Source organism: Sphingomonas aquatilis, assembly GCF_014196115.1.
Lineage (GTDB): Bacteria > Pseudomonadota > Alphaproteobacteria > Sphingomonadales > Sphingomonadaceae > Sphingomonas > Sphingomonas aquatilis.
The window spans coordinates 99,292-119,653 of record NZ_JACIDB010000006.1 but is presented as its reverse complement, the minus strand read 5'-3'; the positions used below and the strand labels follow the sequence as shown (position 1 = coordinate 119,653).

The following is a 20,362-nucleotide window of genomic DNA, read 5'->3' as shown; positions in this document are numbered from 1 at the left end:
CGCCGCAAAAATTCGTGGGTATAGACGCCCTCCACGACGCAGCGTTCCCTGATAGCTCAGCGGTAGAGCTCTCGACTGTTAATCGAGCGGCCGTAGGTTCGAATCCTACTCAGGGAGCCATTTTCACCCACATCGTCAGCGTCTTGTACGCAGCCGGGCAGCGAAATCGCTTGCGCCGGCATCGACTCGTCCGCATCATGCCCCGATGCGAGAAGCGATCAACGCTTCCGCTGGAGAGGCTTTGCTATGATCTTTCTGGAAGTGGCGATCGGCGCCATGGCTGCCGCCCTGTTGACCGTCCCCGTACTGATGGCCGTCACCGCCAAGAAGCCCGTCGACAGCGAATAATTTTCCGACGGATAGGATCCGGGCGCGACGCCGCGCGTGCGCCGTCCCGCGCCGGTCGACCCCGCTCCATTGCAAACGTCCAGTGCGTGGCGCCCCCTTGGTGGCTATCGTGCGCATAGGAGGCGATTAGACAGGCACCGCTTGCCTAGGTTTCCGCGATCGTCGAGCGTGAGGACGGCATGCGCGGCACTGAACGCCGCGATGCAACGGATTTCGCGCGGGCATCGTCTTTATCCTTTGGCGCGGTCAGGGTCCAAACGCGGCGACAGCGCGTTGGCAACGGATCTGAACCGCGAAGAGGAGCCAACATGCATCAGTCGGTCGGCACGCTGACGATCCAGACGCGCTGCAAAGGATTGGTCGACATCACCGCGCCCGTCCGCGAGTGGCTGGCGGCGCAGGGGATCGGCGAAGGCCTGCTCACGCTCTTTTGCCGGCATACCTCGGCCTCGCTCGTCATCCAGGAGAATGCCGCACCGGCCGTCCGCCGCGACATGGAGGCCTATTTCGACCGACTCGCCCCCGAAAGCGCCGCGTACGAACATGACGACGAAGGGCCGGATGATATGCCCGCACATCTGAAAGCGACGCTGACCGGCGTTCAGCTGTCGATACCGGTCGCAGACGGCGAACCGATGCTAGGGACATGGCAGGGTATCTATCTGTTCGAACACCGGATTGCGCCGCATCGCCGCAGCATCGCTTTGCATGTCATCGGCGCGTGATCGCGACGAAACGTTGCCGGACGGAGCCAAGTCGTTCATCGCTCGTTCGGACGGAAGTGGATATACGCGCGGGGGTTCGCCGCACCCGCGCGCGAATGGAGTATTGGTGTCATGATGCATCTTGGCCGCAAGGCTATGGTCGCGGCGCTCGCCGCCTCCACGTTGATGGTCGCGGGTTGCGCGACCGAAACCACCTATCGTCCCGCTACCGGGCAGGGTTTCAACCGCACCGGCTATAGCGATCGTCAGATCGAGCCGGGTCGCTTCCTGGTCAACTTTGCCGGCAATAGCGTGACCTCGCGCGACACGGTCGAACGCTATCTGCTGTTCCGTGCCGCGGAGCTGACGCTGCAGAACGGCTATGACTATTTTGTCATGGCCAACCGCGACACCGATCTGCAGTCGCGCACCTACACGACGCCGGGCATCGGTGGCGGCTGGGGCTATGGTGGCTTCGGCGGTTATTGGGGTCCGTCGTGGCGCTATTATGGTCGCGGGTTTGGCTGGCGCACCTGGGATCCGTGGTTCGGCGGCGGCTTCGGCCCCTGGGGTAACGATTTTGATATTCGCACGATCGATCGCTACGAAGCGAGTGCCGAGATCGTGATGCGCAAGGGCCCGATCCCGCGCGACAACCTGCGCGCCTTCGACGCCCGCGCGGTGGTCAACAGCATCGGCCCGAGCGTGGTGCTGCCGAAGTAAGACTGCTTCAGATGTAACGAAAAAGGCCGGGTCACCGCAGTGTGGCCCGGCCTTTTTTGTGTTTAGCGGTTGCGGAAATCCACCGTCACCCCGGACTCCGTCCGGGGTCCACTGGGCCGCCGGGGCAGCGCTGGAGGCGCATAGACCTCCCCTCGCCGCGGAGTGGACCCCGAACCAAGCCCGGAATGACGGAGGATGTGTGGGAAGGCGCCCCTTACACCGTCACCGCACCGTGGCAGTGCTTGTACTTGCGTCCCGAACCGCACGGGCACGGCGCGTTGCGGTTCACGCGGCCGTCCCACAGCTCCGGATTGTCGCCCAGCTCGGTTGGCACATCCGGCTGCATCATCTGCATCGGCGGGATCTGCGCGGTGATGCGCCCCATCGTGCCAGCATCGATGTCGTTCGAATCGTCCTCGCCCGTGAACGGGTCGAAGTGCGTGGTGATGAAGTCCGGCAGTTCGGGCAGGTCGGTCGGCAGCGGCTGCAGCTGGAATTGCGCGTGCGCGATCGTCTTCGTCACGTCCTCGCGGATCGCGTCGAGCATCCGCTGGAACAGGCTGAAGGCCTCCTGCTTATACTCGTTGATCGGCGTCTTCTGCGCATAGGCGCGCAGGTGGACGACCTGACGCAGCGCGTCGAGCGTCGCCAGATGCTCCTTCCAGTGATGGTCCAGATTCTGGAGCAGGATCGACTTTTCGACCTGCGTCCACGTCTCCGGCTCCAGCTCCGCCGACTTGGCGGCGATGGCGGCGTCGGCCGCTTCCTGCACGCGCTCTTCGACGATCTCGGGGTCGATCGCCTCTTCCTTCAGCCAGTCGTCGATCGGCAGGTCGAGGTTGAGCACGTCGACCAGACCCGCCTTCATGCCTTCGATATCCCATTGCTCGGGATAGCTGTTGGGCGGGCACGCACCGCCGACGATCACGTTGACCGTCTCGGCACGCATATCGGTAACGACATCACCCACCGCGTCGGCATCCATGATGTCGGCGCGCTGTTCGTAGATGACCTTGCGCTGGTCGTTCATCACGTCGTCATATTCGACGACCTGCTTGCGGATGTCGTAGTTGCGCGCCTCGACCTTCTTCTGCGCGGTCTCGATCGCCTTCGACAGCCACTTGCTGCCGATCGCTTCGCCGTCCTCGATGTTCGAGCGCATCATGCGCGCGAACAGTGTGTCCGGCCCGAAGATGCGCAGCAGGTCGTCATCAAGGCTGAGATAGAAACGCGACAGGCCGGGATCGCCCTGACGACCCGAACGGCCGCGCAGCTGGTTGTCGATGCGGCGCGATTCGTGGCGTTCGGTGCCGAGCACGAACAGGCCGCCTGCGGCGAGCACTTCCTGCTTCTCGACCTCGATCTCGGCGCGAATGCGCGTCGCCTCGGCTTCATATTCGGGCGTGCCCTCGGCCAGATCCGGATGCTCGTCGAGCATGCGGAATTCGAGGTTGCCGCCGAGTTTGATGTCGGTGCCGCGGCCCGCCATGTTCGTCGCGATCGTGACGGCGGCCTTGCGGCCCGCCTGCGCCACGATATGCGCCTCCATCTCGTGGTAGCGCGCGTTCAGCACCTTATGCTCGACGCCCTCCTGGACCAGGAATTCGCTGAGCAGTTCGGACTTTTCGATCGACACCGTGCCGACCAGCACCGGCTGGCCCAGCGCGGCATGTTCGCGGATCTTCTTGGCGATCGCGCGGAACTTGTCGTTGGTATCCTTGTAGAATTCGTCTTCCTCGTCGATCCGCTGCACCGGCACGTTGGTGGGAATCGTCACGACGTTCATCTTGTAGATATCGTAGAACTCGGCCGCCTCGGTCGCCGCGGTGCCGGTCATGCCGGCAAGCTTCGGGTACATGCGGAAATAGTTCTGGAAGGTGATCGAGGCCATCGTCTGGTTCTCGGGCTCGATCGTGACGCCCTCCTTCGCCTCGACCGCCTGGTGCAGGCCGTCGGACCAGCGGCGCCCGTCCATCATGCGGCCGGTGAATTCGTCGATAATGACGACCTTGCCGTCCTTGACGATGTAATCGGTATCCGCCTTGAACATCATGTTGGCGCGCAGCGACTGGTTCAGGTGGTGGACGACCTGCGTGTTCTCAAAATCGTACAGGTTCGCGCCCTGCAACAGGCCGGCTGCCTCCAGCAGACGCTCGGCGCGCTCGGTGCCGTCTTCGGTCAGGATGATCGTCTTCTGCTTCTCATCCTTCTCGTAATCGTCGGGGGTCAGCTGCTTCACGATCGCGTCGACGCTCATGTACAGCTCCGACTTGTCGTCGGTCGGCCCCGAGATGATCAGCGGCGTGCGCGCTTCGTCGATCAGCACCGAATCGACCTCGTCGACGATCGCCATGGCGAAGGCGCGCTGCACCATGCTGCTGCGCTCATACTTCATGTTGTCGCGCAGATAGTCGAAGCCGAACTCGTTGTTCGTGCCGTAGGTGATGTCGCTGTTATAGGCGGCGCGGCGCTGCTCGTCGGTCAGGTTCGGGATGATGACGCCGACCGTCAGGCCGAGGAAACGATACACCTGCCCCATCCACTCCGCGTCGCGCGCGGCGAGATAGTCGTTGACGGTGATGACGTGGACGCCATCGCCCGGCAGCGCGTTGAGATAAGTGGCCAGCGTCGCGACCAGCGTCTTGCCCTCACCCGTGCGCATCTCGGCGATCTCGCCGCGATGAAGCACGATGCCGCCGATCATCTGCACGTCGAAGTGGCGCATGCCGAGCACGCGCACCGCCGCCTCGCGCACCGTGGCGAAGGCTTCGGGCAACAGATCGTCGAGCTTGGTGCCGTTCGCCAGTTGCTCGCGGAACTTGGCGGTCTGGCCCGACAGTTCCTCGTCGGACAGCGCCTGGAGCTGCGGTTCGAACGCAGCGATTTTGTGGACGATGCTACCCAGCGACTTCACGTAACGATCGTTGGATGACCCGAAAATGGACTTGGCAAGGCCGCCGAACATAGGCTGATTCCTGATGATTGTGCGCGCGCGCACGGACGAAGGGCGCGCAGCGTCGAGTGCATGAAAAGATGGGGTCGGCCGTGGCCGAAGCAACGCACGCGCGCGCTATTCGCGCCGGCGGCTCGCAAAAAGAGGCTCGACCGCAGGCAGCGCGAGCACGGTCGTGGTGCCCAGATCGGCCAGCGCGGCCAGCCGCGGGACCCGCTGTTGCGGCCGGCTGGCCGCGCGGGCGGCCCGCACCTCGGCCTGCACGCTCGCCACGATCCCCGCTGCGGCATGCGCCGCCACCGGCGCACGCACCGCAGAGGCACCGCCGGTCAGGGCGGACAGCAGCGCGGAAAGGAGCAGCAGCAGGTTCACGGGGGCAGTCCCTATTGCAGATGCGGTCCGTCGTCCATCCGCATCCGTCCGTCGCATCTATTCGAATGTCGTCGTCGACGACCACCGGCGATGAAGCACCGCCTTGACCGGCTTGCCGTCACGGACGAACCCCGGTCCCATCCATGTGCCGCGCGGCGTCGCAGCGCACGGATCGCCTCCGGATGGCGGCGGCGCTCCGACGACGCGGCACGATTCGACCCTGCCATCATATCCGACGGTAATGGCGATCTCGATTGAGGAGTCTTGGTTTCGTGCGGTGGCGATATCGATCGGTCGAGCTGCCTCACCCGCGGCCGGCCCATCTTCGGGAATTTTCCATACGACCCGGCGCGTTGACTGTCGTACCGGCGCATCGGCCGCAATCTGCGGATAGCGGCCGTTCCGGGTAATCGCGCGACAGGCAGCGGCGTCCAGGCTCGCATGCCCACTGCTTTCCAGGACTTCGCAATCGCGCACCCGGCCGGCAGATGTAATCGACCAGCGGATGGTAACAGTCCCCTGCTCGTTGTGCCGAAGGGCCTCGGGCGGATAATCGTCGTTGGTGATCCAATCCGCCGGATTCATGCTGCCCCGGCTCGCTGTCCCGTCATGCACAGTCGACGGCCCTGTCCACACCCGGGGCGGGCTTGCCTGATCGAAGGCGCGCCTTACCAGTTCGCCGCCGACGACCATCAACGCGAGCAACACCAGCACTACCAGCACCAGCACGCCGATCATCAGATCGCGGCGCTCGCCCGTCAATTTGGAGCCGCCCTCGCGCGGCGGGGGCCGCACATCGCCCTTCAGAACCGTCACCCGCGTCGGTTGCGCGTCTTCGTCGCTCATGCGTCTTTGCCCTGTCTTGGAAGCAGCCTATGGCACGGCCATGTCCACGTCCATCTCCCCCCTCGCCACGCCCTTCCCCGCCCTGCCCGCCATTGCCGGTGTCACCCCGCATGTCGCCCGCGCGCAGTACAAGACGTGGGATCGCTGCGATCTCACCTTCGTGACGCTGACCGAGGGCACGAGCGTGGCGGGCGTGCTGACGCAAAGCAAATGTCCCTCGCCCGAAGTCGAATGGTGTCGGCAGGCGCTCACTTTGGGTCGGGCGCGTGCGCTGGTCGTCAATGCCGGCAACTCCAACGCGTTCACCGGCAATCGCGGCCGCGCGGCGGTGGAGGCGATCGCGGCGCGCACCGCGCAGCACGTCGGTTGCCAGCCGTCCGACGTGTTCGTCGCCTCGACCGGGGTCATCGGCGTACCGCTGCCGATCGACAAGGCGGAAGCCGGCCTCGACGCCGCCTTCGCCGCGACCCCGTGCGATTGGCTCGCGGTCGCGGAGACGATTGGCACCACCGACACCTATCCGAAAGGCGCGATGACGACCGCCATCGTCGATGGCCGGACCGTCACGCTGGTCGGCATCATCAAGGGATCGGGCATGATCGCACCGGACATGGCGACGATGCTCGGCTTCATCTTCACCGATGCGGCGGTCGCGCCCGGCTTTCTGCAAGGCGCGTTGGCAGCGGCGAATGGCAAGACCTTCTCGTGCATCACGGTGGATGGCGATACGTCGACCAGCGACACGGTCCTCGCCTTCGCCACGGGCGCCGCAGGCAATGCGCCGATCGAGAGCAGCGACAGCGCGGGCGCCGATGCCTTCGCCGCGGCGCTTGCCGAGCTCTGCCACCAGCTCGCGATGCTGGTCGTCCGCGACGGCGAGGGCGCGACCAAGCTGATCGAGATCGCGGTCGAGGGCGCGGAGAGCGACCGTTCCGCGCACCGCATCGCCATGTCGATCGCCAATTCGCCGCTGGTGAAGACCGCAATCGCGGGTGAGGACGCCAATTGGGGCCGCGTCGTGATGGCGGTGGGCAAGGCGGGCGAACCCGCCGAACGCGACCGTCTGTCAATCCGCTTCGGCGACACGCAGGTCGCGCAAGGAGGCCTCGCGGTCGAGGGCTATGACGAGGCGCCGGTCGCCGCGCACCTGAAAGGCCAGCATATCGAAATCGGGGTCGACATCGGCCTGGGCGATGGCACCGCCACGGTTTGGACCTGCGATCTGACCCACGGCTACATCTCGATCAACGCCGATTATAGGAGCTGACATGCACCACCCGCACCATGACGCCGTCGTCCAGCTGATGCGGCGCGTCGCGGCCGAGATCGTCCTGCCGCGCTTCCGCAACCTTGCCGCCGACGAGGTGGAGGAAAAGGCCGCGGACGACATGGTGACGATCGCCGATCGGCTGAGCGAGGAAGCGCTGACCGCCGGTCTCGTCACGATCGACGCATCGGCGCGGGTGGTGGGTGAAGAAGCGGTGGCGGCGGATGCGACGTTGCTCGACGGCATCGATCAGGGCCGGGTGTGGATCGTCGACCCGATCGACGGCACCAACAATTACGCCAGCGGCAAGACACCGTTCGGCATCATGATCGCGCTCGCCGAGGACGGCGAGGTGCTGGCGGGCTGGATCCTCGATCCCGTCGCAGACCGGCTGTGCCACACCGTCGTCGGCGGCGGCGCATTCATCGACGATGTCGCGGTGACGACGCGTCCCCGTACGGACGAACGCCCCGTGTTGGGCGTGCCGACCTACTTCCTCGACGGTACGGAGCAGGCCGATTTGGCGGCCCGGGCGGGGGACGACTGGACGCTCCACCCGATGCCGCGCTGTGCGGCGGAGCAATATCCGCGGCTGGTGCTGGGGGTGGACGATGCCGCCATCTTCCAGCGCTCGCTGCCCTGGGATCATGCCGCCGGTGCGCTGTTCCTCACCGAAGCGGGCGGTGTGGTGCGTCAGCTGAATGGCACCCCCTACCGCATCGGCGATCCCCGCGACGTGATGATCGCCGCGGCGAGCGAGGCGATGTGGGAGCGGGCGGTGGGGCTGGTCCGCGAGGACGCCTGAGGCCACCCTCCCAACCCGTTCGCCCTGAGCCGGTCGAAGGATGGCTTTCCGCAAGCGTCGCGCTCGTGGCACGCGCCCTTCGACAGGCTCGGGGCGAACGGTAGAAAGAGAAAGGGCGGACCATCAGGCCCGCCCTTCGCCAACTTACGCCAGCTCGCCCTCGAGCCAGGCCTTCAGCCGGCCCTTGGGCTCGGCACCGACCTTGGTCGCCGCGGGCGCGCCGCCCTTGAACAGGATCATCGTCGGGATGCCGCGCACGCCATAACGGCCCGGCGCATCGGGATTATCGTCGATGTTGAGCTTGGCGATCGTCACCTTCTCGCCCAGCTCTTCGGACAGCTCTTCGAGGCTCGGCCCGATCATCTTGCACGGACCGCACCATTCGGCCCAGAAATCGACGAGCACGGGGCCATCGGCCTTGAGGACGTCGGCGTCGAAGCTGGCGTCGGTAATCTGTTTGGTAGCCATGAATATCTCCTTTGCTGTCCATCTAGGATGGCGTGCCGCCCGGCTCAACCGTCAGGGCCCTAGCTTTGCTCCGGAAGGCGAAAGCGCGGCTTGTGCGCGGCGAGCGTGTCGGCGGGCAGTCCGAACAGGCGCGGCCCGCCGGTGTAGAGCAGCGCCGCCTCGATCGTGCGATCGGGGAAGATCACGCGCAGCGCCGCGACATAGGCCGCCATCTGATCGAGGTGATAGGGCGGGATATCGTCGAGGGTATCCGGCACCCGCCGCCCCGTCTTGAAATCGACGAGACGAATCGCGTCCGGCGCGATCAGCAGCCGATCGACGGTGCCCGACACGACCATGCCGTTGGCGAGCGTCGCCGCGATCGGCGCCTCGGCCAGGCTGTCGGGGCCGAACAGCGGCGCATAGGCGGGGTTGTCAATCACCGCGAGCACGCCCGCGACGATCCGCTGCCGCTCGCCCGCATCGGCGACACCGCCCGCGGTGGCGAGCCAGCGATCCGCGCAGCCGGCGCGATGCTGCGGCTCGACCGGCGGCAGGCGTTCGAACAGCGCATGGAACAGCCGCCCGCGTTCGGCGGCGGCGCGCATCGCGGGGCCGGGCGGCGGATCGCTCACCTCATCCTCACCGAGTGCCGACGGGGTCAGCGGGCGCGACGGGCGGCTCTCGGGCGGCGCGGGCACATGCGCCCAATCGGGCAGCACGACCCGTTCGGGCGGGCGTGCCAGCGCAGCGCCGCGCGGCTTCACCGGCGGCTGGGGATCGGAGCCAACGAACACCCGCGGCCCCTCCTCCGGCACGCCCAGCTCGGTCAGCGCGCGTGCCGCCGCGGCATACCAGCTCGCGACCGGCGGCTCGCCCTGCGCGCGTGGCCCCAGCGCACCGCCGATCACCAGCCGTTCCTCGGCCCGCGTCGCGGCGACATAGAACAGCCGCCAATGCTCCTCCAATTCGCGGCGCTCGACCTCGCCGATCGCTACATCCAGCGGCCCGCCACGCTCGCCCGACCGCGGCCGGAAGATCGGAATCGGCTGCGCCCCCGGTTCCGGCACCCAGCGTACCAGCGCGCGCGGCGCGGCGGTGGGATCGACGGTGGCGTCCGCCAGGATCACCAGCGGCGCCTGCAACCCCTTCGCGCCATGCGCCGTCATCACGCGCACCGCGTCGAGCGGCGCCGACGGGTCGCGCACGATCTCGACATCGCCGCGGTCGAACCAGTCGAGGAAGCGTTGCAGCGACGGCGTGGACGTCGTCTCGAACGCCAGCGCGGCGTTGAGCAATTCCTCGATCGGATCGCGCGCCTCCGCCCCCAGCCGGCGCAGCAGTTTGCGCCGCCCGTCGAGCGGCCCCGACAGGATCTCTTCGAGAAACTGGTAGGGCGTCGCGATATCGGCGCGCGACAGCATCGCGCGCAGCGGCGCGAGCCGCTCCTCCGACAGCGTCTGCGTCACGTGGCGCCACAGGCTGCCATGCTCGCGCGGCGCGGCATGCATCAGCTCGTCCTGCGTCCAGCCGATCAGCGGCGACACGAGCAGTGCGGCGAGCGACAGGTCGTCCTCCGGCTGCAGGACGAAGCGCACTGCGGCGAGCAAATCCTGCACCGCCAGCGGCGCGTTCAGCCGCAACCGGTCGACGCCCGCGACCGGCACGCCCTCGGCATACAGGCGCGCGACGATCAGCGAGGCGAGGTCGCCGCGCCGCTTGACGAGGATCATCACGTCCTCGGGCCTGAGCGCCCGCCCCTTGCTCTCCAGCATCAGGCCGCCGTTCAGCCAGTCGCGCACCGCGCGCGCGATCCGCACGGCCTGTTCGCGGACGGCATCGTCGATCCACGCTTCCTCGTCCGTTTCGCTGCCGCCCGCGATCACCGGCGGCCACAGCTCGACCGTACCCGGGCCGGGCACCTCGCTCGCATGCGCCTGCATTGCGTCGATCGCACCAAGGCCCGGCTCGCCCGCGGCGGCGACGGCGGCATCGACGAATTCCAGGATCGGCCGTGTCGACCGGAACGAATGCGTCAGCGACAGGCGCTGGAACGGCAGGCCGCGTTCCGCCTCCGGCCAGTCGTCCGCCCCCTCCACCTCCGCCGCGCGACCGGCGAAATGCCCCTCTGCCCAGCGGAAGTTGATCGGGTCCGTGCCCTGGAAGCCGAAGATCGCCTGCTTGAAATCGCCGACGGTGAACAGCGTCCGGGTCGAGGGCGCATGCACGCCGCGCCCGACGAAAAACTCGCCTGCCAGTGCGGTGACGATCCGCCACTGGTTGAGGTTGGTGTCCTGCGCCTCGTCGATCAGCACATGCTCGGTGCCCTGGTCGAGCTTGTAGCGCACCCATTCGCCGATACCCGGCTGTTCGAGTAGTCGCACCGTCACGCCGATCAGATCGTCGAAATCGACCGCCCCGGTCCGCCGCTTCGCCGCGGCATAGGCGCGTGCATAGTCGCGGCCCACCTCCAGCGCGTCGGCCAGCAGATCGGCATAAGCAGCCCGCGCGGTGAGCGACAGCAGGTCGAGGCAATGCTGCCCCAGCGCGGCCGCCAGCTCGGCATAATCAGGTTCGGCATCGATCAGCTTCTTGGACGCCTTGCGCGGCTCGTTCTTTCCCGTCAGCACCACGCCGGCAAGGTCGCCAAGCGTCGCGGCCCGCTCCGCCGGTGCCGCCGCGAGCCAGCGGTTGAGCGTGTCGGCATGCCCCACCCCCGTCGCCGCACCCCAGGCGGTGTTCGCCGCTGCCAGCCGCTCGACCAGATCGGTGTCGATACAGTCGCAGCCCTCGGCCAAGGCCTCGCCGATATCCCCCTGCGGCAGGTCAAGCGCGCGCCGCAACCATGGCCCGATCCCAATCGGCAGCGCCTCCAGCGCATGCAGCGAGCGTGCGCAGGCGAGCAGGAAGCTCTCCGCCCCGCCCTCACCCAGCCGCAGAGACAGCGCGCCGATCGTTTCGATCGGCCGTTCGCGGCCCTCGCGCTCGGCATCGGTCAGCAAGGTCGCCAGCGTCTCGCGCGCCAGCACCGCCTCCTCGCGCGCCTCCAGCGGTCGGAAGCCGGGCGTCAGCCCCGCCTCGACCGGAAACGCCGCGAGCAGGCTCTGGCAGAAACCATGGATCGTCTGAATACGCAGGCCGCCACCCGGAGCGTCGAGCACGCCTGCAAACAGCGTGCGCGCCCGCGCCTGCAAGTCCGGCGTGCCCTTCTCGCCCAGCGCCTCCAGATCAGCGTACAGCTGCGGTGCCGGCATCCGCACCCAGGCGGCGAGCCGGTTGTTGATCCGCTGCGCCATCTCGGCCGCGCCCGCCTTGGTGAAGGTCAGGCACAGGATCGCCGATGGATCGGTGCCCCGTAGCAGCAGGCGGAACACGCGCGCGGCAAGCACCTGCGTCTTTCCCGTGCCGGCCGACGCCGAGAGCCAGACGTGCGCGTGCGGATCGCTCGCCGCCGCCTGCGCGCCCTTCAGCCGCGGTAGGGTGGCGAGCTCAGTCCCGGCCATACCATTCGTCCCGACGCATCAGTTGGTCATATTCGGCATAAGGCGCATATTCCGGCACCAGCTTCGCAGTGAACGGCGCATCGCCGGTCAACCACGTGCCGGCAGCGTCCACGAAATTGCTGACCGCGATCGTCGTGAATTCGGTCGTGACGATCTTGTCGCGCTTGCCCTCGGCATCCACCGGCGTCTCGATATAGCCGAACTGGTCCTTTTTCTTGCCGAGCGACCAATATTCGAAGCCGCCGGCCTTGCCTTTCACTTCTTGAAAGCCGCCCCGCTCCGCGATCGCGCCGAGCAGCCCGAGTTGCAGGCTATACCCCGCGCGCACCGCGGCGGCGGAGGGCGGCTTGCCGGTCTTGTAATCGACGATCGCGAGCGTTCCGTCCGCCAGCCGATCGACGCGGTCGTACCGGCCCGACAACGTGACGCCGGCGATCGTCACATGGCCCTTGCCCTCGGCCGAGGCGACCGTGCGTCCTTCAGCGTCCTGCGCCGTCACGGTGTTGGCGATCCAGCCCACCGCCTCCATCAGCCGCGGTCGCCACAAGGCGCGCATCATCGGATGCGTCCGCTCGTCCTCAAGCATCGCAGTGGCGCGCGCGACGAGCGCGTCCGGCGCGCAACCGTCCTGCTTCCACCATTGCTCCAGGATGTCGTGGACGGCGGTGCCGCGCCACGCCGCGCTGGGATCGGCATCGACCGGGTCGAGCGGCATCAGCCCCAGCACCCGGCGCGCGTAAAAGGCGTAAGGGTCCGCCTTCAGCCGGTCGATCTCGGTGACGGAGATCGCCTTCGGCCGCAGCGCCGGTCCCGGCATCGGCGCCGGCCGGTCGGCGGGCACATGCTCGCGCGGATCGTCCAGCGCGAGCGCCCACCCTTCCAGATCATGGGCCCGAACGAAACGATCCCCCGCCATCGCCTGCAACCGCAGCCACAGCCGCGACGCGAGCGCGGGCGAGGCCGCATCGCGCCGCGCCCGCGTGACCAGCGCGCGCGGCGCGCCGAGCGCATGGCCGAAATCGTGCGCCGCGATACCGACGCTCCGCTCCAGCCCGGCCAGCCCCAGCGCCGCCCGGATACGCGGCGCCAGCCACGGATCGGGTGCCGGCCGCCCCGGCCACACGCCCTCGTTCAGCCCGCCCAGCACCATCAGGTCGGCGGTCTGCAACCGCGCCTCGATCGGGCCATAAATGGCGATGCGCGGATGGCCGACGCCCGATCCCGGCCGCACCGCCACCTCGTCGAGCAACCCGCGCAGCAACGGCGGGAAGCCATCTGGCGCGACGCGGGGCGGCCCGACCGCCGCCTCCGCCTCCAGCGCGTCGAGAAACTCTGCCGCAGCCCGTCCCGCCGGTCCCGACCACAGATTGTCGCCGCACAGCCCCTGCGCCGTCTCGCGCAGCACCGCCAACAGCGCCGATAGCGGCTGCGGCCCCTGATCGCACACCAGCTCAATCGGTTTCAGCAAGTTAACCGGCTCGGCGAACCACGCTGCCGCCCGGTCCCGCCGGTTGGCCAGCAGATGCCCCATGATCCCGTCGAGGCCCGCCGCCGGTCGCGGGCCCCGCAGCGCGCGATCGAGCGTGCGCGTCCCGTCCAGCCATGCGCCTCGCAGGGCGCGGTCACTGGGGTCGACCTTGACCAGCGGATGCTTGAGTAGCGCCAGCAGCGCCAGCGGCGCGAACCGCTGCGCCGCCGCCTCGGCGAGCGCGAGCAGCAGCGTGCCCGGCGGCAGGATCGACAGCGGCCGGCCTGCCGTATCGTTCGCCTCGATCTGCCACCGCCGCAGATGCGCGCTGACCCGGCGGGCGAGCGCTCGATCCGGCGTCACCAGCGCGGCGGTCTTGCCCGGTTCCTCGATCGCACCCCGCAGCGCCAGCGCGATCGCCTGCGCCTCTTCCGCCGGCGTCGCGAGTTCCACGGCGGCAACCCCGGTCAGGCGGCGGTCCTCGGCCTTCAGCTCGGTCCATTTACCGGTGAAGGCGGCCGGCGCCAGAGCGTTGGCGATCGCGCGCCCGCGCAACGCCCCCGCGTCCGGCCCGGCGCTGCCCGGCCAATGCGCCACCTCGCCGCGGCCGACGCCCATGCGGTCGAGGATCAGCTTCAGGTGGAATTGCGGATGCGTCTCGATCGACCGGCGGATGCGCCCGGTCACCGGATCGGGCCCGTGCGGCCCCAGCGCATCCCACTCGGCCTCGGGCATCTGGAGGTCGAGCCCGGCGAACACCGTCAGTCCCAGCGGCGCCTCCGCGACGCAGCGCAGCAGTCGCGCGACCGCGGGCGCGGGATCGGTCACGCCGGCCGCACAGACGAAGCCCGCCGGCGGCCGGGTCTGCCAGCGCGTCACCAGCCGGTCGAGCAGCATTCGCCGCCGCGTCGCCGCGTCGATCCGACCCAGTCGTGCGAGTTCACCCGGCCAGCGTTCCAGCACGATCCGGAAGGTCGAGAGCGCCCGCTGCCAGTGATCGGTCAGCTCGGGCGCCAGATCGAGATCGCGCAAGGCTTCGGGCGCGACCTCCTCGACCAGCAACTGATCGAGTGTGTGACATAGCTCGCCCGCCAGCCGCACCGCCTCCGCGGCATCGACGGGCACGCCCGCCGCAGCGCGCTCCTCGAACACCAGCCGCGCCAGGATCATGCGGCGCTGCATCGGCGCGATCGCCGGTGGCGGCGGATCGGCATCGTCCACCGGGTCGAGCGCCGCGCCCACCGCCTCGCCGAGATCGGGACTGCCCAGCGTCACCAGCCGCGGCAGCAGCAGGCCACTGCCGCTCGCCCGCACGAACGCCGCCGACACCGCGCGGGCGGCACGGTTGTTCGGCAGCAGGATCAGGCCGCGCGCCAGCGCCATCGCATCGCCGCCCGTGCGCTTCATCAGCCCTGCGACAAGCGTGTCGGCGAACGCGCGGTGCGCCGGAATGGTGAAGAGTTGCGGGCGCTTTTTATGCTCGACGGTTCCGGCCCGCTCCCCCTCCCGGCCACCCATCAGGATACCGTGTGGGTGGCCGGGAGGGGGAGCGGGCCGGAACCGCCATCAGGACGCGCCTCAGCCATTGGCGATGATCGCCTCCGTCTTGGGGATCGCGGCGGGGGTGCCGACGTCGAACCACAGGCCCTGATGGACCTGCGCATAGGCCCGACCCTGTTCGATCGCACGGCTCCAGAACAGGTTGGTCGAGAAGGGCCCTTCCGGCCAGTCGCGGATCAGGCGCGGGTGCAGGATCTGGATGCCGGTGTAGACGAACGGCGCCGTCGCCCCCGCCTTGCGCCGCCCGACGATCCGGCCGTCGGCGGCAACCCGGAAATCGCCCTGCCCCTTGTGATTGTGGGCGCGCGCATAGGGCACGACCAGCAGCAGCGCATCCATCGTGGCATCGTCCCAGCGATGGCTCAGCAGCTTGATCGCGTCGACCGGCCCGTCGATCCACAGATTGTCGCTGTTGACCACGAGGATCGGGTCGTCGCCCAACTGGCCGCGGGCCTGCACCAGCCCGCCACCCGTCTCCATCAGCTGCGCGCGCTCGTCGCTGATCGCCACCTCGATCCCGTCGAACCGGTTGGTGACATGCGCCTCCAGCGTATCCGCCAGATAATGGACGTTGACGACGGCCTTGGCCACGCCCGCGTCGATCAGCCGGTCGAAAACATGATCGATCAGCGGCTTGCCCGCTACTTCGACCAGCGGCTTGGGCCGCGTCGCGGTGAGCGGGCGCATGCGCTTGCCGATACCGGCCGCCATCACCATCGCGGTGTGCGGCACCGCGCCGCCGGGATCGGGACGCAGCGATCGCTGACGGGTCATGCGGACAGCACCTTCGGATCGCCGCGCAATTCGGGCGGCACGTTCTCGTCGAACCAGCGCGCGACCGGCGCCAGTGCCGGCTGCGACAGGTCCCGCTCCAGATAGCTCCACACGCGCGGGCACAGCGCGGCGTAGCGCGGCTTGCCGTCGCGACGCCACAGGCGGGTGAAGATGCCGATGATCTTCGCGTTCCGTTGCGCGCCCAGCACATGATAGGCGTCCATGAAACTCTCGCCCACGCCCGTCGCCGCGCGGTAGCGATCCAGCATCACGCGCTCGACCTCCGGATCGACGTCGCGTCGCGCATCCTGCAGCAGCGATACGAGGTCATAGGCCGGGTGGCCCGCCAACGCGTCCTGAAAATCGAGCAGGCCGAGCCCCTTTGCCGACCCCACCAGCATCAGGTTTTCGGCATGGTAATCGCGCAGCACGGTGACGGGCGCATCGGTCAGGGCATGATCGAACACCGCATCCCAGGCCGCATGATAGCCCGCGACATCGACATCCAGCCCGACCGCCGGGGCATACCATTCGGGCAGCAGCGCCGCCTCGCGATGCAGCACATCATGATCGTACGGCGCGATCTCCGCCGGGGCATGCCCGCGCAGCGCAACGAGTAGGTCGATCGCGGCCTCGTACAGCGGCAGTGCCGCCGCAGCGTCGGCATCCGCCGCCTCGCGCAGCCGCGCATCGCCGAAATCCTCGAGCAGGACGAGGCCCTGGTCGAGGTCCGCGGCATGGATCGCAGGCGCCGCAAAGCCGCGTTCGCGAAGCCATTGCGCGATCGCGATAAAGGGCCGCGGGTCCTCGTGCGGCGGCGGTGCATCCATCAGGATTGCGGTGCGATCGGCTTGGGTTACGCGGAAATACCGGCGGAACGACGCATCCCCCGCCACCGGGCTGATCGTGCCCGACCAGCCATGGATCGCGAGGAAGGCGGGCGCACCGGCGGGCGGGGTCATATCGGCCATCGCGGCTTCCATGACGCCGGGACGTCGGCTGTCAAGATTCGTCCGCCGTCCGGTGCCGGCGCCAGGGTCAGCCGCAACGCATGCGGCCAGTATCCCGGCGCCCGCTCCGGCCATTCGACCAGCAGCACTGCGTCGGACAGCGCCTCGTCGAGCCCCAGCTCCTCGAGTTCCTCCGGGTCCTCGATCCGGTACAGATCGACGTGCAAGACCGGCAGTCGCACCTCGGGCGGGTCATAGGGCTGAACGATCGCGAAACTGGGGCTGGGCGCTTCGCCCACCAGCCCCAGCGCGGCGAGCAACCCGCGCGCGATGCTCGTCTTGCCCATGCCAAGGTCGCCGCTCAGCGCGATGACGTCGCCGGGTTGAACGCGTGCGGCGAGGCTTGCCCCGAACGCCTCGGTTGCCGCCGCGTCTGCGAGATGAAGCGAACTCACCACGCCCACTCCGTCACCCCGGACTCGTTCCGGGGTCCACCGATCCGCAAGGGGACGGCCCACGCCTCAAGCCACTCCCCTCGCCGCGGAGTGGACCCCGGAACCAGTCCGGGGTGACGGCGCGTATGGGTCATCCGCACACGCACCATCACCGCCGCGGCAGCTCGACCGTCACCAGCGTCCCCTCACCCGGCTGCGACACCAGATCGATCCGCCCGCCATGCGCCTCGACGAACTGCTTCGCCAGCGGCAGGCCCAGCCCCAGCGCGCGTTCGCCCGTCGGCTGCATGCCAGGCTCGCCGAACCGGTCGAACGCCTTGGCGACGCTTTCCGCATCCATCCCGAAACCGTCGTCCGATACGACGATCCGCGCGCCCGTCGCGCTGCCATCGGCGTGCAGCAGAATCCGCCCGCCCTCGGGCGTCGCCGCGACGGCATGGCGCAAGAGATGCTCGATCACTTCCTTCAACCGCTTGGGATCACCCGTCACCCGCCCCGCCGAGCGCGCGACCTCCACCGCGAAGTCGAGCTTGCGCCGCTTCGCCGCCGGCATGATCGTATCCGCCGCAGCCCGGGCGACCACCGCCAGATCGACGTCGACCCGCTCGATCTCGGCGTCGTCGCCCCCCTGCGTCAGGTCGAGCACGTCGTCGATCAGCAGCCCCAGCCGCTCGACCGATTGCAGGATCGCCTCGACATAGGTGTCCGCATCCTTGCTGAGCTTACCCGCATAGCCGCCGTGCAGCATCTCCGCGAACCCGCTGATCGAGGTCAGCGGCGTACGCAATTCGTAGCTCATATTGGCGACGAACTGCGTCTTCACGCGGTCGGCGGCCTCCAGCGCATTGGCGCGCTCGCGCAACGCCTGTTCGGCGCGGCGGCTGTCGGTGATGTCGAGCATCGTCAGCAACGCATTGCCGTCGGGCAAGGGCACAGCGGCGAATTCGAAATGCCGCCCGTCGGCGAAGGCGACGCGTCCGCCACGCTGCTGCCGCTCGACCGTCGCCGATCGCACCAGTTCGGGGATCAGCGCGGCGCGATTGGGCGTCGCCAGCTTGGGGGCCGCAGCCTCGGCAAAGGTATCAACGCGCGGATGGCCGGCGAGGAATTCCTCCTCGAACCCCCATACCGCGCGCATCCGATTGTTCCACAATTGCAGCTTGCCGTCGCCGGCGAACACCGCCAACGCCTCGAACAGATTGTCGAACGTCGCGGTCCGCACCCGCAGCAGCGTGTCGCGCGCAGAAGCGAGCTGCACCTGCTCGGTCCGATCCTCGAAAATGACCAGCAAACCACCATCGGGCAGCGGCTGCGCCACCACCCGCAGATGCGTGCCCCCAGGCAGATGCCAGTTTTCCTCCGCCGCATCCTCGCCGGGCACGAACCACGCGCGCCGCTCCGCCTTCCACGACGGGAAATCACGCACCTCGGGCAACCGGTTCGCCTCGCGCATCCGCTCCAGCACGCGATCGAATTCGGGCCGGTCGGACAGCCATTCGGTACGCATCGCGAACATGCGGCGGAACGGCTGGTTGCAGAAGACGAGGCCGCGGTCCGCGCCGAATTGCGCGACGCCGGCCGACAGGCGGTCGAGCATCGCGCGCTGCGCCTCGGCGAAGCGCTTGGCCCCGGCCCGCGACTGCTCCAAATCCTCGACATCGACCGCGAAGCTCGCGACACCGCCCGTCGGCAGCGGCACGTCATGCACTTCCAGGCTGCGGCGTTCGCCGTCGATCGTGGCGGGCAGGATTTCGCGCTGCGGCTTGCCGCTGATCCGCGCCGCCTGCGCGCCCGCGCGCGGACCGCCCCGGCCCGAACCCTCGACCAGTTCCAGCTCTCGCGCGATCACATCGGCGGCATTGGCGCCCTCGACGGCGCGGACATAGGCGCTGTTGACCATGGCTAGCCGCAGGTCGGAGCCTCGATACCACATCGGCAGCGGCGCCGCCTCGATCAGGCCGGACAGCGCGTCGAACGCAGTCGACAAATCGTCGACCTCGGTCTGCAACCGCCCGATCTCGCTCTCGCTGTCGGTCGCGTCCATCGTCCACAGCACGACCGCGCCCGTTGCGCCCAATTCGCCCGGCGCGCGGCTGCCCCGCACGGTAATCGCTCGCCCCGACCCTTGCGGGTGGAGCGCTCGCACGAACGCCCGCCCCGACCGCTGCGCCGCCTTCACCTCATTCGCCAACGCCGTCGCCTCGTCGGCGGGCAGGCCCGCGCCATCGGCCGACAAATCCTGCAGAAAGCGGGGCGCGACGGCGAGACCCAACCAATCGACCAGCCGCGGCGGCATCTCGACCCGCCCATCCGCGCGCACCAGCATGGGCAGCGCGGGTGAGACGCTACGCAACGCCTCGGCCTCGCGGACCCGCGCGCTCGCGTCCTCGGCCTCGGCCGCCAGCCGCCGGCCGACGAACAGCGCGTAGCCCGCACCGCCGACGAGCAGCGCGAGCACCGCGCCGCACACGACCGCCGTCATCACCGAAAGCTGGATCAACGCTCACCCCTCATCACGCCGCTCCGGCGGGCGTGGCGTCCGACGTGTAGAACGGAAAACGGGGCAGCGGCAATGTCATTGATCCGCCGCGCGATCCCATCGGGACCGCGCGGCGCGCATCACACCTTTTCGGGGATGGTATTCTCGTCGGCGATGCTCGCCTGGAACGAGGCGGAGGCGTCTTCGCCATCCGGCGCGTGCGCCTTGCGGCCCGCGTCCTTGTCCTTCGGCGTGCTGCCCCGCAGCGTCAGCAACGCGGCCGCCGCCGCGGCGCCCACGGCCGCGACACCGGCACCGACGGCGGCAACGCCCCATTTGCCGCCCAGCAGATCGCCGCTTTTGCCCGTCGTCTTCGTCGCGGGCTTCTTGGTCGCCGGGCGCGGCGCGGCGCGCTTGGTCGACCGGGGCTTTACCGCCTTGGCGGCCGATGCGACGGCGCCTTCCGCCTTGCTCACCGCCGTGCGAGCGCGGCGCGTCGTCTTGGTGGCCGCATCGCTGATCGCGGTCTCGACCTTCTCGACGGTCGACGGCGCGGCAGCCTTTCTCGGCGCGCGAGGCTTCGTCGTGCCGGTCTTCGCAGCGGTAGTGCGCGTCGTGCTCGCCTTGCGCGGCGCGCGACGGCGCGGCGTGGCCGCGGGGGTGTCGGTCTTGGGCGTGTCGGTGTCGTCGGCCACGATACGGCTCCCT

The 20,362-nt window shown here is 68.7% G+C and carries 15 protein-coding genes and 1 tRNA gene; 5 read left to right on the top strand and 11 right to left on the bottom strand.

The window, feature by feature from the left end; all coding sequences use genetic code 11:
* Positions 1–45: 45 nt before the first annotated feature.
* From GGR47_RS13800 to GGR47_RS13790, 3 genes are all read left to right on the top strand, one after another.
* Positions 46–120: transfer RNA gene (locus tag GGR47_RS13800), tRNA-Asn, on the top strand.
* A 536-nt stretch (positions 121–656) separates the two neighbouring features.
* On the top strand, positions 657–1,073 hold the full coding sequence (locus GGR47_RS13795) for a secondary thiamine-phosphate synthase enzyme YjbQ (RefSeq protein WP_147037215.1): 417 nt from the start codon (positions 657–659) through the stop codon (positions 1,071–1,073).
* Positions 1,074–1,184: 111 nt separating this feature from the next.
* Positions 1,185–1,775 carry a CC0125/CC1285 family lipoprotein gene (locus GGR47_RS13790; protein WP_017978685.1) on the top strand — a complete coding sequence of 197 codons (591 nt, stop codon included), beginning with the start codon at positions 1,185–1,187 and terminating at the stop codon, positions 1,773–1,775.
* A gap of 214 nt (positions 1,776–1,989) precedes the next feature.
* Here the strand turns inward: GGR47_RS13790 and secA are convergent, their stop codons facing one another.
* The 3 genes from secA to GGR47_RS13775 form a co-directional block, all read right to left on the bottom strand.
* A complete protein-coding gene (gene secA / locus GGR47_RS13785; RefSeq protein WP_147037216.1) occupies positions 1,990–4,740 on the bottom strand; it encodes a preprotein translocase subunit SecA in 2,751 nt (916 codons plus the stop codon).
* 105 nt (positions 4,741–4,845) lie between these two features.
* Positions 4,846–5,100 carry a hypothetical protein gene (locus tag GGR47_RS13780; RefSeq protein WP_147037217.1) on the bottom strand — a complete coding sequence of 85 codons (255 nt, stop codon included), beginning with the start codon at positions 5,098–5,100 and terminating at the stop codon, positions 4,846–4,848.
* Between the two features lie 57 nt (positions 5,101–5,157).
* A complete protein-coding gene (locus tag GGR47_RS13775) occupies positions 5,158–5,946 on the bottom strand; it encodes an energy transducer TonB (RefSeq protein WP_147037218.1) in 789 nt (262 codons plus the stop codon).
* A gap of 40 nt (positions 5,947–5,986) precedes the next feature.
* Between GGR47_RS13775 and argJ the strand changes: the two genes are divergently transcribed.
* Together argJ and GGR47_RS13765 are read left to right on the top strand one after the other, a co-directional pair.
* Positions 5,987–7,213: a bifunctional glutamate N-acetyltransferase/amino-acid acetyltransferase ArgJ gene (argJ, locus tag GGR47_RS13770; RefSeq protein ID WP_183949563.1), complete on the top strand. Its 1,227-nt coding sequence runs from the start codon at positions 5,987–5,989 to the stop codon at positions 7,211–7,213.
* Between the two features lies 1 nt (position 7,214).
* A complete protein-coding gene (locus tag GGR47_RS13765; protein WP_147037299.1) occupies positions 7,215–8,018 on the top strand; it encodes an inositol monophosphatase family protein in 804 nt (267 codons plus the stop codon).
* 144 nt (positions 8,019–8,162) lie between these two features.
* Here GGR47_RS13765 and trxA read toward each other — a convergent pair whose 3' ends face one another.
* From trxA to GGR47_RS13725, 8 genes are all read right to left on the bottom strand, one after another.
* On the bottom strand, positions 8,163–8,486 hold the full coding sequence (trxA, locus tag GGR47_RS13760) for a thioredoxin TrxA (protein WP_017978679.1): 324 nt from the start codon (positions 8,484–8,486) through the stop codon (positions 8,163–8,165).
* Between the two features lie 59 nt (positions 8,487–8,545).
* Positions 8,546–11,968 (bottom strand): double-strand break repair helicase AddA, encoded by a 3,423-nt coding sequence (addA, locus tag GGR47_RS13755; RefSeq protein WP_147037300.1) that lies wholly within the window; start codon positions 11,966–11,968, stop codon positions 8,546–8,548.
* Positions 11,955–14,954, bottom strand: coding sequence for a double-strand break repair protein AddB (gene addB / locus GGR47_RS13750; RefSeq protein ID WP_183949562.1), 3,000 nt, complete (start codon positions 14,952–14,954; stop codon positions 11,955–11,957). The genes addA and addB overlap by 14 nt, the downstream gene beginning before the upstream one ends.
* A gap of 60 nt (positions 14,955–15,014) precedes the next feature.
* Positions 15,015–15,770: a nucleotidyltransferase family protein gene (locus tag GGR47_RS13745; RefSeq protein WP_017978676.1), complete on the bottom strand. Its 756-nt coding sequence runs from the start codon at positions 15,768–15,770 to the stop codon at positions 15,015–15,017.
* On the bottom strand, positions 15,767–16,732 hold the full coding sequence (locus GGR47_RS13740) for an aminoglycoside phosphotransferase family protein (protein WP_183949568.1): 966 nt from the start codon (positions 16,730–16,732) through the stop codon (positions 15,767–15,769). The genes GGR47_RS13745 and GGR47_RS13740 overlap by 4 nt, the downstream gene beginning before the upstream one ends.
* A complete protein-coding gene (gene tsaE, locus GGR47_RS13735; RefSeq protein ID WP_147037188.1) occupies positions 16,729–17,178 on the bottom strand; it encodes a tRNA (adenosine(37)-N6)-threonylcarbamoyltransferase complex ATPase subunit type 1 TsaE in 450 nt (149 codons plus the stop codon). Before tsaE ends, GGR47_RS13740 begins: the two co-directional genes overlap by 4 nt.
* 145 nt (positions 17,179–17,323) lie before the next feature.
* Positions 17,324–19,675, bottom strand: coding sequence for a sensor histidine kinase (locus tag GGR47_RS13730; RefSeq protein ID WP_147037189.1), 2,352 nt, complete (start codon positions 19,673–19,675; stop codon positions 17,324–17,326).
* A 119-nt stretch (positions 19,676–19,794) separates the two neighbouring features.
* Positions 19,795–20,349, bottom strand: coding sequence for a hypothetical protein (locus tag GGR47_RS13725; RefSeq protein WP_147037190.1), 555 nt, complete (start codon positions 20,347–20,349; stop codon positions 19,795–19,797).
* Between the last annotated feature and the right edge of the window lie 13 nt (positions 20,350–20,362).